Raw genomic sequence first — 12,730 nt, forward strand, 5'->3', positions numbered from 1 at the left:
CGATGGGTCCGCGCCCCCGCCCCCCGACGCGGCCTGCCCCCCCGGTGGGGGGGCCCCTTTTACCACACCCGCCCCCCCGGCGGGGGGGGGGGGGCCCCGGCCCCCCCCCCGGGCCCCCCCCCCGCCGGTCTGCTGGCAGGACGTCGCGCTGGCGCTCGCGGCCGTCGTCCCGGAGCTGTTCTACTTCGGGACCGTGCTCGCCCCCTGGACGAGCTGGGACCAGCGGGTGTGGATGTTCCTGCTCGCCCTGGGCGAGGCCGCCGCCCTGGTGGTGCGCCGCCGGTGGCCGGTGGCGGTGTTCGGCGCCGTGTGGGTGGTCTCCGCCGGCTCCGACCTGCTCTCCTGGGCGAACACGCTCGACTACGTGCCCTGCTTCGGGCTCCTGATCGCGCTCTACACCGTCGCCGCGTCGTGCCGGCGACCGGTCGCGTACGCGGCCCTGTTCCTCACCCTGGTGCCGCTGGGGCTGGCGATCGCCGAGACCATCGGCGACTACCAGGGGCCGCGCTTCGCCTCCGTCCTCGTCGCGAACCTCGCCTTCTACGTGCCGGTGACGCTGGTGGTCTGGGGCTTCGCCCGGTGGAGCCGGGCGGCCGAGGAGGCCGCCGAACGGCACCGGCGGGAGGTGGCCGACGCGCGGCTGCGGGTCACCCAGGAGCGGGTGCGGATCGCACGGGAACTGCACGACATCGTCGCGAACGCCGTGGCGGTGATCGTCATGCGGGCGGAGACGGCGCGGGTCACGGCCCTGGAGGATCCGGCACGCGGGGAGGCGTTCGGGCACATCGAGGACCTCGGCCGGTCGACGATGGCCGAGCTGCGGCACATGCTGCGGCTGCTCCGCAGTTCCGAGGCGGCGGTCGAGTCCGGGTACAGCCACGGCCTGGCCGATCTGGACCGGTTGCTGGCGGACGTCCGCAAGGCCGGTGTCCGGATCTCGGTGGAGACCCGGGGCGCCCCGCTGCGGATCGACGACAGCGTCAGCCAGACCGCCTACCGACTGGTCCAGGAGGCCGCCACCAACATCACCAAGCACGCCGGTCCCGGCACCAGGGCGGTGGTGCGGATCACCTGGGACCGGGCACTGCTGATCGAGGTGGTCGACGACGGCGCCGGGCGGCCGCCGGACGACCGGCGGGAACTGTCGACCGGGCACGGGCTGCTCGGACTGCGCGAACGGGTGGCGCTGTACGGCGGCCTGCTGAGCGCGGCCCCGTACGGGCCCGGGTACCGGGTGGCGGCGGCACTGCCGGTGTCCATGGCCGGCGGGGCCGGTCCGGGCACCGGTTCGGACGCCGGTCCGCGAGCCGCCGCGGGCACCGCTGCGGCGCCACCGGCGAACGGGGTCAGCGGAAGGCGTCGGAGAGGCGGGTGAAGGTCCGGCCGGCGGCGAGGAGGGTGGGGAGGGCGGCGGCCAGGCCGGGGGCGGTGCCGGCGGTGGGGTGGTTCATGTGGGCGATGACGATGCCGCCCGGCGCGGTGTCGAGGAGTTCCCGGCGGACCTGGGCGGCGGGGAGGGTGGCGCCGCCGTCGGCGTTGGTGCTGAAGCCGGCGATCCGCTGGCCGAGGTCTGCGGCGATCCGGGTGGCGACGTCGTCGTAGTGGGCGGTGCCGGAACGGAAGAAGGCGGGCGGGCGGCCGAGGAGGGCGGTGAGCTTGGCGAGGTTCCCCGCGATCTCGTCGTGGACCTCGCCGGGGTCGCGGGTGCCGGCGATGCCGTAGGCCGGGCGGCCGGTGACGGAGAGGGGGCGGTGGGCGGTGCCGTGGTTGGCGATCTCGAACAGCGGGTCGGCGGCGAGGTCCTCGAAGACGGCGGGGTTGGCGTCGATCCAGCGGGCGTTCAGGAAGAGGGTGGCGGGGACGCCGTGGCTGCGGAGGGTGGCGACGAGGGCGGCGTCGTAGCCCGAGCCGCCGGGACCGCCGCAGGCGTCGAAGGTGAGCGCGACGGCGGGGGCGGCGGCCCTGGGGAGGGTGGTCAGCACCCCGGGGACGTCGAGGCCCCAGGCGGCGGGGGCGGCGTCGGCGTAGCGGGCGACGACGGAGGCCCGGGTGGGGACGGCGGCGGGAACGGGGGCCGGCGCGGGGACCTCGGGCGCGGGCGCGTCGGGGGCGGGGGCCTCGGGGGTCGGGGCCGGGGTGGGAGCGGCCGTCGGGCTCGCGGTCGGCGTGGAGGCCGCCGGTTCCGAGGCCGGGACGGGCGCCGCACCGGTCACGAGCGGCGCGGTCGGGACGGGCGCACCGGGCGCCACCGTCGGCCCGGGCGGCACGGGGCTCGTCGTCGGCGCGCAGGCGGCCAGGGCGGCGCCGGCCGCGGCCGCCAGGAGGGTCCGCCGACTGAGTGACATCAATGCGCTCCGAATCTGCCTGACTGTCAGATGATCTGACTACCTCCTATTCAGGGCCCGCCCCGCCCCCCGGCGCAACCCGGGTCCGCCTTCACGGGGCCTCCGCCCGGTGGTGGGGCCCGGCTCACCGGGGGTTCACCGGAGCGAGCGGGCCGCGGGTAGGTACCGGCCGCGAGCATCCCCGACCAGAGCGGAGGCACCCGATGGCGGACGACGTGCACGAGGAGAAGGCCCGGCCGGGCCGGCGCGGGCTACTGGCCGCGGGCGCGGCGGGCGTGCTCGGCGCGGTGGCGGCGGGGGCCGGCAGCGCCCGGGCCGAGGGAGCCGCGGCCCCGGCCGCGCCCCAGGACCGGACGATCACCCTGACCGGGAAGCTGCCGACCGGCGCACCCGACTTCGTGTACCTGCCGTTCGACGTCCCGTCCGGCGTCCGCGAGGTCGCGGTCTCCTACCGGTACGACAAGCCCACCGTGCCGCCCGGCACCCCGGGCAACTCCTGCGACATCGGGCTGTTCGACGAGCGCGGCACCGACCTCGGCGGCCGGGGCTTCCGCGGCTGGTCCGGCGGCTTCCGGACCGAGTTCGCGGTGAGCCGGGAGCAGGCCACGCCCGGATACCTGCCGGGGCCGGTCCGCCCGGGCCGCTGGAACGTCGTCCTCGGCCCGTACCAGGTCGCGCCGCAGGGGCTGGAGTACCGGGTCGACGTCACACTGCGGTTCGGGGCGCCCGGCGCCGCGTTCACCCCCGCCTACCCGCCGGAGCGCGCCCGGGGGCGCGGCCGCGCCTGGTACCGGGGCGACTGCCACCTGCACACCGTGCACTCCGACGGGCGCCGCGAACCCGCCGAGGTGGCCGCCGGGGCGCGCGCGGCCGGGCTGGACTTCATCGTGTCCACCGACCACAACACCTCCTCCGCCCACGGCGCCTGGGGCCCGCTGGCCGGACCGGACCTGCTGATCCTGCCCGGCGAGGAGGTCACCACCCGCAACGGCCACTGGCTGGCGCTGGGCCTGCGCCCGGGCGAGTTCGTCGACTGGCGCTACCGCTCCCGCGACGAGGCCCTCCCCCGGTTCGCCCGCCAGGTGAAGCGGCAGGGCGGCCTGGTGGTGCCGGCGCACCCGTTCTGCCCGTACGTGGCCTGCCAGTGGAAGTTCGGGTACGAGCACGCGGACGCGGTCGAGGTGTGGAACGGCCCCTGGACGTACGACGACGAGTCGGCCGTGGACGGCTGGGACGCCCAACTGGCGGTGGCGCTGCGCGACGGGCGTTCCTGGCTGCCCGCGATCGGCAACAGCGACGCCCACAGTGCCCCGCAGGTGATCGGCTCGCCGCACACCGTGGTGCTCGCCGAGGACCTCGACCGCGACCACATCCTCGACGGACTGCGGTCCGGCCGCAGCTGGCTCGCCGAATCGGCCGCCGTCCAGCTCGACTTCACGGCGACCGGGAACGGCCGGCAGGCCGGGATCGGCGAGCAGCTGACCGTGCCCGCGGACGCGCCGGTGGACGTCCGGCTGGCCGTCTCCGGGGTGCCGAACGGCACGGTGCGGTTCCTGACCGACGAGGGCCAGCTGCACCAGGAGTCGCTGCCCGCCGACGGCACGGGCACGGTGGTCTGGCGGACGACCGCCTCGCTCGCCGCGTTCGTCCGGGCCGAGGTGCGGCACCCGAGGGCCGACGGGACCCCGGGCCGGGGCAACGCGATGGGCCCGGACCTCCCCTGGGGCCCGATGGCCGCGCTCACCAACCCGATCGTGCTGCGGGCCCGGGCGTAGGCCGCGCGGACCGGGACGCGGCGCGGACGCGGGCGTAGCGGGGAGGCGAACGGACGGCGTGGGGCCTGCGGGGGGACGGCGGGAGGTCCGGGGAGGGGAGGACTCCGGGGCGCACCGTGGACTAGGTTGATCCCCGACAGCAGTCACTCGTAGGGACGAGGCGGTCGGCTGTCCGCCTTGCCGGATTCGGCCGGTTCGTGTTCCGACTCCGGCCGGCCCCCGCGTGTTCCGCCCGTCCCGCCCGGCCCCGTCCGTCCCCGGCCCGCGAAGGGATCAGCAGCTGTGAACCGTACGACCGTAGGTGGGCCGGAGCTCGGAGGCGGACGGGGGGCGGGCAGCGTGGTCGTCCTCTCCGACCCGGCCGCCGGCGCCGGGAGCGGCGCGGTGGCCCCCCTGGTCGCGGACGCGCTCTTCCCCAGCGTCCACCTGCGCGCGGAGGACTTCCGGCGGGCGGTCCGGCAGGGCTACGTCGCCCCGGACCGCCCGGAGGCGCGGCGGCAGAACGTGACCGCGCTGGCGGCGACCGCCCAGGCGGCCTTCGCCTTCGCCTCGGGCGGCTACCAGGTGGTGGTGGAGGGCTCGGTCGCCCCGACCGCGCTGGACGCCTTCCGGCGGGAGAGCCGGGCCACCGGCGCGCCGCTGCACTACGTGGTGCTCAACGGGGGCACGGCGGGCGGTACGGCGGCCGACGGTGCGCCGAAGGCCGGGAGCCCGGCGGCGGACGCGGCCGAGGCCACGGCGGACACCGTGCTGGCGGGGCTGCGCCGGGGGGCCTACCTGCTCGGCTGGTGATCCCGCCGCCGCCCCGGGGGGAGACCGGGGCGGCGGCGGGAACGGAGCGGCGGCGAACGACGGCCGCTAACGGAAGAGGGTCGGTCGGTTCTGGGGGGACCGACCGACCCGTCGCGGCACCACGGCCCCGAGCGGCGACGCCCCGGCGCCCGCCCTCCCACAAGAGCGAACGCCGGGGCGGCCGCGGGCCCGGCGCCCGAACGGGGGTACGGACGCCGGTGGCGGTGCCGCCACAATGGTCAACGGGCCGCGGTGCGGAAGCGGTTCACGGCCTTCCGGTCCGGGTCCGCCCGGACCGGCCCCGGTTTCCCCAAAGGGCAGCGATCCGCGACGGTCCCCCGTCCGTCCGGACGGACGGACGGGCCTCCGGCCGCGGTCGTCAACCGGTCAGCCCGTCAACCCGTCAACCCGTCAGCCCGTCAGCCCGCCCAGGCCATCCCGCGGGCCTCCAGGATCGGCCGCAGGGCGCGGACCGCGTAGAAGCTGCGGGACTTCACCGTGCCGACCGGCACCCCCAGCACCTGCGCCACCTCGACCATCGACCGGCCCTTCATGTGCAACTGGACCAGGACGTCCCGGTGGTGCGGCTGGAGCTCGGCCATCGCCACCGCGACGTCCTGGGCGACGAGCACCTCGTCGTAGGGGTCGTGGGCGCCCGCGTGGTCCTCCGGGCTCTCGTCGGCGACCTCCTGGGCGCGGGCGGCCTGCATCCGGTAGTGGTCGATGGCGATCCGGCGCGCCACCGTGAACAGCCACGGACGGCTGTGCTCGGGGCCGCGCTGCACGGCCGCCGGGTTCTGCCAGGCCCGCAGCAGGGTCTCCTGGACGATGTCCTCCGCCTTGCCCCGGTCCCCGCTGGTCACCCGGAGCATCGCGCGCAGCAGGTAGCCGCCGTGCAGGCGGTACAGCTCGGCGAGAACGTCCTGGTCCAGGGTGGGCCGGGCGGCGGGCGCGGCGGGCACGGCAGGCGGGGCGGGCACGGCGGGTACCCGGGCGTCCCCGGAGGTCGTCCCGGCCAGGGCGGTTGCGTCGATGGCCACGGCTGTTGAGCCCCTCACACCATTCATCGGTACCTCGGTCGGTCGGTACCGGGGTCGATCGCTGTCTCGGTGCTCCGGGGCAGGCCACCGCGATCGGACGGCTCCCCGGGCGGTGCCACGCTGGCAGCCCCCGCCAACGCGGGGCCAACGCGGCCGCGACCGCCCGCGTTGGCGGGACGTTGGCGGGCCCCTGCGCGGCCTCACTCCGCCGGTGTCACTCCGCCGACGTCACTCCGCCGGCGGTGCCCCCGCGCCGGCCCGCGCCCCCGACCCCGCCCCGGCCCGCGCGGCCGCCCGGTTGCGGCCGACCTTGGCGGCGGCCGCCGCCAGGGCCAGCAGCGCCGCACCGCCCAGGCTCACCCCGGTGACCGCCGACGCCAACCGCACCGGCCTCCCGTCCGGCGGCGGCGGGACCAGCACCGGGTCGGCGGCCGCCGGGTCGGCGGATCCCGGGACCGCCGCCGGACCGGCGGCGGCCGGGGTGCCCACGGCCGTCACCGGGTCCACCGCCCCCCAGCCGACGCCCGGATCGGGCAGCGCCGTACCGGGCCGGTAGGCGGTCGATCGCAGCCGGTCGGCGAGCTGCTCGGCCGTCAGCGAGGGCGACCGGCCGAGCACCAGGGCCGCCGTCCCCGCCACCAGCGCGGCGGCGTAGCTCGGCCCGGAGACCGTGAAGGTGCCGCCGCCGGGGCCGGCTGCCAGCAGTCCCTCGCCCGGCGCGGTCACGTCCACCCGCGAGGCCCGCCCGGGGGCGGGGGCGGCGGCGCCACCGGCCTGGCCCGCCGCACCGGAGGAACCCGCGGAGCCGCCGGTGGAGCCGGAGGCCCCGGCACCGGCACCGGCCGGTGCGCCGTCGGCGCCGATCCCGGCCACCGCGAGCACCCCGGGGTACCCGGCGGGGTAGACCGGGCCGTTCACGGTCTGGCTGTCCGGTCCGACCGGGGCGACCAGCAGCATCCCCTTCGCCGCCGCGTAGCCGACCGCGTCGGCCAGGGCGGGCGCGGGCTCCGCGATCGGCGCCGCGACCAGGCCGATCCGGGCACCGCCGTCGGCGGCCGCGCGGATGCCCCGGGCGAGCAGGTCGGCGTTGGTGCTGCCGGCGTCGTCGGTGGCGGCCACAGCCAGCACCTTCGCGGCCGGGGCGACGCCGGCCGGGCCGCCGTCGGCGGGGCGGCGGCCGGCCACCAGGGTCGCGAGCGCGGTGCCGTGGCCGACGCAGTCCCGGCCGGCGTCGCCGTCCCCGTGCAGTCGGGGCCCGAGCGTGAGCCGCCCGGCCAGCGGGCCGGCGCCCGATCCGGTCGCGGCGTCCACCCCGGAGCCGATCACGGCCACCGTCACCCCGGCGCCCCGGCTCAACGGCCAGACGGCCTCCGGCCGCAGGAAGACCTGCGACCAACCGGGCCGGTCCGCGGCGCGGGCGGACGGCTTGCGGCACCCGTTCTGCCGGACGTCGGACAGCGTCTGCGCCAGTGGGGGGAACTCCGCCGCCTGCGTTCCCGCACCCCCGCCGGCGGCGGCACCGCCCCCGGCAGCAGCACCGGCGCCACCGGCAGCAGCACCCGGAGTGACACCCGGCACCGCGTTCCCGACGGACGGCACCGTGCTGGCCGCCGCAGGGCCGGCCACCAGCGGCCCGGCCCCGGACGCACCCGCCCCCGCGGCGGCGGCCGGAGCGAGGGCGGCGAGCGCCGCGAGGCCGCCGGCCACCGCGGTGGCGGGGCGGGCGAGCCGCCCCCCGCCTCGGCCGGTGCTCACACCGCGCTGCCGGAGCGGTCCGCGGCGATGTCCTCGGGCAGCAGCAGGCTGAGCTCCGAGAGGTCGGCGACGTCCAGCCGGCTGAGCCGCCCGGCCTGGCGGGTGATCATGCCCTCCAGGGTCTGCCGGGCGAAGCGGCCGTTGCCGAAGGTGCGGTCGCGCGGGACTCCCGCGAACAGCTGCCCCAGCGCCTCCAGCGTGTGCGGCGCGATCTCGTACCCGGCCTTGACCGCGTGGTTGCGCACGATGGTGACCATCTCCGCGTCGGAGTAGTGGCCGAAGTCGATCTGCCGGGAGAAGCGGGAGGCGAGACCGGGGTTGGAGGAGAGGAAGTGCCGCATCTCGTCCTCGTAGCCGGCCACGATCACCACCACCTCGTCCCGGTGGTCCTCCATCAGCTTCATCAGGGTGTCCACGGCCTCCTGGCCGAAGTCCCCGCCGCCGCCGTGCCGGGGCGTCAGGGTGTACGCCTCGTCGACGAACAGGACGCCGCCGCGGGCCCGGTCGAACGCCTCCTTGGTGAGCTGGGCGGTGTGGCCGACGTAGCGGCCGACCAGGTCGGCCCGGGCGGTCTCGATCAGCTGGCCGCCGGGCAGCACGCCCAGCTCGGACAGCAGCCGCCCGTAGAGCCGGGCGACCGTGGTCTTGCCGGTACCGGGCGGACCGGCGAAGACCAGGTGGTGGCTGATGGTGGCGGTGGGCAGCCCGGCCTCCTCGCGGCGGCGGACCTGCCGGATCAGGTTCACCAGGTCCTCGACCTGCTCCTTGGCGGCGGGCAGGCCGACCAGGGCCTGGAGCTCGGCCAGCGGCTCGGTGCCGTCGGCCTCCTTCACCGGCGGTTCGAGCTCGACGCCGACGTCCCCCGGGACGAGCACGGCGAGGTCCTGGTCGCTGATCTCGGCCTGCTCCGCCAGCCGGGTCGCCTGCCGGTCGACCATCTCCTCGAAGACCTTCCGGGCCGCGCGGCCGTTGCCGAAGTCCTCGCCGCGCGGCATCCGCTCGAAGAGCAGCGTCAGCGCGTCGCCGGTGCCCTCGGCGAGCTCGTAGCCGTGGCTCGTGGCGGCCCGCTCGACGATCGTGACCAGTTCGTCGACCTCGTAGTTGGCGAAGTCGACGGTCCGGCTGAACCGGGAGGCGAGACCGGGGTTGGAGGCCAGGAACTCGGTGATCTCGGCGGAGTAGCCGGCCACGATCACCACCACGTCCTCGCGGTGGTCCTCCATCAGCTTGACCAGGGTGTCGATCGCCTCCCGCCCGAAGTCCGGGCCGGAGCCGCCGGAACCGGCCGACAGGGTGTACGCCTCGTCGATGAACAGCACGCCGCCGAGCGCCTGCTGGAACACCTCGGTGGTCTTGATCGCGGTGCCGCCGATGATCGAGGCGACCAGGTCGGCCCGGGCCACCTCGGTCAGGTGCCCGCTGCGCAGCACGCCCAGGTCGGCGAGGATCGCGCCGTAGAGTCGGGCGACCGTGGTCTTGCCGGTACCGGGCGGACCGGCGAAGACCAGGTGGCGGCTCATCGGCAGGGCCGGCATGCCGGCCAGTTCTCGGCGGCGGGCCAGCTTGTTGAGGTTGACCAGGGTGGCGACCTGCTCCTTGACGCCGGCCAGGCCGACCAGCGACTCCAGCACCTCCAGCGGTCCGGGCGGTGCGGCCGGGGCGGCGGCGCGGCCGGGTTCGGCGTCCGGCCCGGGGTCGCCGTTACCAGTGGCAGCGGCCGGGCCCGAGCCGGTGGCGCCCTCGGCGCGCGGGCTGCCGGTGGCGGCCGCGGCGGTGCCGTGGGCGTCCGGAAGACCGTTCTCCTCGCTGGTCAGCTGCTCCACCGCGAGCCGCTCGCTCGGGGCCGTCTGCCGCAGGCCGGAGCCCCGGTTGCGGGACAGCGTGCAGCCGGTCAGCCGGACCGCCTCCACCGAGTCCAGGCGCACCCCGTCGCCGATGTTCTCCACCGCGTCGACCTGGGCCAGGGCGGCCCGCCCGCCCGCGCCGATCCGCACGCCGTGGCGGCGGTTGCCGTGGCTGCGGACCCGGGTGCAGCTCAGGTCGCCGCCGTCCTCGACGGACAGGCCGTCCTCGCCCGAGCCGCTCACCTCGCAGTCGCGCAGCGCGGCCCGGCCGACCTTGCCGACCAGCACGCCGGAGCCCTTGGCACCGCGCACCACCCCGGCGCCGACGAAGGTGTCCGCGCCGTCGGTGATCCGCAGTCCGGCCCGCCCGGCGTCGGTCACCTCGACGCCCTCCAGCCGGCCCCGGCCGTCCCGCAGCACCTCGATGCCGTCGGCGCCCGCGCCGGTGACGGTCAGGTGGCGCACCCGGGGGTTGGCGCCGCCGCCGATCGACAGGCCGGGCCCGGTGACGTCGCGGATCTCCAGCCGGTCGATGTCGGCGGCGCTCTCCTCGGCCAGCTCGACGCCGGCCCCGCCGCAGCCACGCACCACGGTGCCCCTGAGCACCGGACCGGCGTGCTCGCCGACCCAGATGCCGGTGCCCTCGGCGTCGGCGACCTCGCAGTTCTCGAAGTGGCCGCGCGAACGGCCGGTGATGTGGATGCCGTGACCGGCGGTGCGGGCGGTGGAGCAGCGGCGCAGCTCCGGGTCGGTGCCTGCGGCGAGCGCGATGCCGTGGCCGGTGGTGGCGCTGACCACGCAGTCCTCCAGCACCACCCGGGCCTCGGAGCTGATGTACACGCCGATGGCGGTGTCCCGGACGGCGGTGCGCACCAGCCGGGTCGTGGAGCGCTCCTCCAGCGCGACGGCGGGCTTGTCGGTGACGGAGATCTCGCAGTCCTCGAAGGTGCCGCGGGCCTCGCCGTTGGCGCAGACGCCGTTGCCGCGGGCGTCGCGCAGCACGCAGTTGCGCAGCAGCGGGTTGGCCCGTTCGCCGACCACCACGGCGGAGGTGCCGAGGTGCTCGATGACGCAGTCCTCGATCACGCTGGTGCCGGTGGAGGTCTCGACGATGCCGGCGCCGGCCGGGTTGGTGACCCGGCAGTCGCGCATCGCGAGCGAACCCTGCTGGCGGGTGAGGACGGCCGTCCAGGAGCTGCCGACCACCTCGCAGTCGGACAGCGCTGCCTGGCCGCGCGGCACGTCGACGGCGGGGAGCTCCTCGTCCTCGCCCTGGACGACCAGGCCGGTGAGCTGGACGGCCTCGGCCACCACCTGGACGACGCAGCCCCGCCGGGCGGTGATCCGGACGCTGCCGCGCGGCTCCTCGGCGGTGATGGTGACCATCTTGGTGATGACCAGGTTCTCCTCGTAGCGGCCCGGGCGGACGGAGATCACCGCTCCGCTGCGGGCCGCCGCGAGCGCGTCGCCGATCGTGCGGTACGGGCCGCCCCGCTGTTCCGGGCACACCGTCAGCACATGGCGCGACATGGCCGTCCTCTCCTGGGTCTTCATGGGTACGTCGTCGTCGGGCGGGTCGGACGGGGCGGGGCCGGGGCGGGCGCGGTCAGGAGGCCGTGCAGTCGGCCCTGACGGCGGAGGCCGCGATGTGGGCCTTGTCAGTGGCGGTGCCGGCCCAGTCGAGGCCGCGGGAGTGCAGCATCACCGAGATCTTGCCGCCGGAGACCGCGAACGCCTTGCTGGTCACCCAGCTCCCGCGGCTGCCGGTCTGGTTGACCGAGAAGTCGCCGATGACGCCGGAGTTCGGGGTGGAGGAGTTCTGGACGGTGTAGTAGGCGGGCTTGCCGCCGACCAGCTTGTAGTCGCTGTTGTTGGGCACGTACACGGCGATCGTGCAGCTGCCGGTCGTGACCGGGGCGGTGGAGAACGTCCAGACCACCGAGTTGTCGTTGTCGTCCTTGGTGTCCGAGCCGGACATCGGCATCGACACGTACTTGCCGTTGCAGCCGGAGCCGCTGTACCCGCCGGTCGAACTGCTGAGCCAGCCCTTGGAACCGTCCTCCCAGTAGCCGTGCTGGGCGTAGGCGACCGAGCCGGTGCTGCAGTTGCCCCCGCCGATGGCACTGTAGGTGGCCTTGGCGGCGGCGGGCGGCTGGACGGGGGGCTGGGAGGCGGGCGGCGGCTGCGGCGCCGGCTGCTGGGGCGCGGGCTGCTGCGGGGCCGGCTGCTGGGGCGCCGGCTGCTGCGGGGCCGGCTGACCCGGCGCGGGCTGCTGCGGGGCCGGCTGCTGGGGCGCCGGCTGACCGGCACCGGGCTGCTGCGCGGCGGGCTGGCCCGTGACGGGCTGCGTCGACTTGCTGTTGCCACTGCCGCCACCGGTGCCGCTGCCGCCGGCGTTCTGGGTCCCGCTCTGCGGTGCCTTGCCCACCGGGACAGTGGTGCCGACCGGCTGACCGCCCGGTACCGCCGGGGTGCCGACGCTGCCGCCGAGGGCGATCCCGGGAACGGTGCCCGAGCCGTCCGGCGAGGGCGGGGTGAGCGCGGGGTCACCGGTCGCGGGCGGATCGACGGGCGCCGGGAGCGGGAGTCCGGTCGTGGGCGGGTCGGTCGGCGCGGGCGGCTGGACGTCGTCGATCTCCGGTCCGTCGACCAGCTGGGGGTCCGCGCGGTTCACACCCCGGTCGTCGCCGTGCTTGTCCGCGCCGTCGGTGATCAGGAACGGAAGCCCCATCAGCACCACGCCCGCCGTGGCGGCGGCGACCAGCGCGGGCCGCCGGAACCGGGGACGGCGGGAGCTCTCGTCCGGCTCCTCGGCCTCCGCGTGCTCGGCCCCGACCGGCTCCGGCGCCCCCGGCTCCTCCCCCGGGCCGAACCCGTCGGCGGACATGGACGCGCGGACGACCGCGACCGGCGGCACGGCGGCCGCCGCCATGGGCGCGGCCGGCCCGTACTGCGGCACGGCGACCTGCTCGGTCGGCGCCTCCGCCGCCGGGGCGGCCGCGGCGGCAGCGGCGGCCGTGCCGGCCGAGGCGGCCGGAGCGGCGGCCACCGGAGCCGCGGCCGGCTCCTCCTCCATCTCCCAGTCCATCGACGGCAGCTGGATGCCCGCCGCCCCGCCCCGAGCCCCGTTCCCGCCCGTACTCGTGCTCACCGCAGCTCCTCCGGCCTCGCATGCAGTC

8 protein-coding genes are annotated in these 12,730 nt (G+C 76.9%); 3 read left to right on the top strand and 5 right to left on the bottom strand.

The features are described from left to right. Positions 1 to 193 precede the first annotated feature (193 nt). Positions 194 to 1,375 carry a sensor histidine kinase gene (locus tag ACIPYS_RS06210; protein WP_400743759.1) on the top strand — a complete coding sequence of 394 codons (1,182 nt, stop codon included), beginning with the start codon at positions 194 to 196 and terminating at the stop codon, positions 1,373 to 1,375. Here ACIPYS_RS06210 and ACIPYS_RS06215 read toward each other — a convergent pair. Next, positions 1,347 to 2,345 (bottom strand): polysaccharide deacetylase family protein, encoded by a 999-nt coding sequence (locus ACIPYS_RS06215; protein ID WP_400743762.1) that lies wholly within the window; start codon positions 2,343 to 2,345, stop codon positions 1,347 to 1,349. The two genes, ACIPYS_RS06210 and ACIPYS_RS06215, sit on opposite strands and share 29 nt — an antisense overlap. A 203-nt stretch (positions 2,346 to 2,548) precedes the next feature. Between ACIPYS_RS06215 and ACIPYS_RS06220 the strand changes: the two genes are divergently transcribed. Continuing rightward, the gene (locus tag ACIPYS_RS06220; RefSeq protein ID WP_400743765.1) at positions 2,549 to 4,120 is read left to right on the top strand and encodes a CehA/McbA family metallohydrolase; all 1,572 of its coding nucleotides are present in this window, start codon (positions 2,549 to 2,551) and stop codon (positions 4,118 to 4,120) included. A gap of 339 nt (positions 4,121 to 4,459) precedes the next feature. Beyond that, positions 4,460 to 4,912, top strand: a complete 453-nt coding sequence (locus ACIPYS_RS06225) for an ATP-binding protein (protein WP_400743768.1) — start codon at positions 4,460 to 4,462, stop codon at positions 4,910 to 4,912. Between the two features lie 419 nt (positions 4,913 to 5,331). Here ACIPYS_RS06225 and ACIPYS_RS06230 read toward each other — a convergent pair whose 3' ends face one another. The 4 genes from ACIPYS_RS06230 to ACIPYS_RS06245 all read right to left on the bottom strand — a co-directional run bounded on the left by ACIPYS_RS06230 (position 5,332) and on the right by ACIPYS_RS06245 (position 12,702). Next, the gene (locus ACIPYS_RS06230; protein ID WP_286158593.1) at positions 5,332 to 5,952 is read right to left on the bottom strand and encodes a sigma-70 family RNA polymerase sigma factor; all 621 of its coding nucleotides are present in this window, start codon (positions 5,950 to 5,952) and stop codon (positions 5,332 to 5,334) included. A 228-nt stretch (positions 5,953 to 6,180) separates the two neighbouring features. Then, complete coding sequence (locus ACIPYS_RS06235; RefSeq protein WP_400743771.1) at positions 6,181 to 7,707, bottom strand: S8 family serine peptidase; 1,527 nt, start codon at positions 7,705 to 7,707, stop codon at positions 6,181 to 6,183. Beyond that, on the bottom strand, positions 7,704 to 11,081 hold the full coding sequence (locus ACIPYS_RS06240) for a right-handed parallel beta-helix repeat-containing protein (protein ID WP_400743995.1): 3,378 nt from the start codon (positions 11,079 to 11,081) through the stop codon (positions 7,704 to 7,706). The genes ACIPYS_RS06235 and ACIPYS_RS06240 overlap by 4 nt, the downstream gene beginning before the upstream one ends. 76 nt (positions 11,082 to 11,157) lie before the next feature. Next, positions 11,158 to 12,702 (bottom strand): hypothetical protein, encoded by a 1,545-nt coding sequence (locus ACIPYS_RS06245; RefSeq protein WP_400743774.1) that lies wholly within the window; start codon positions 12,700 to 12,702, stop codon positions 11,158 to 11,160. Positions 12,703 to 12,730: the final 28 nt, after the last annotated feature.

Origin of the sequence: Kitasatospora sp. NPDC089913, from assembly GCF_044748625.1 — a bacterium.
Lineage (GTDB): Bacteria > Actinomycetota > Actinomycetes > Streptomycetales > Streptomycetaceae > Kitasatospora.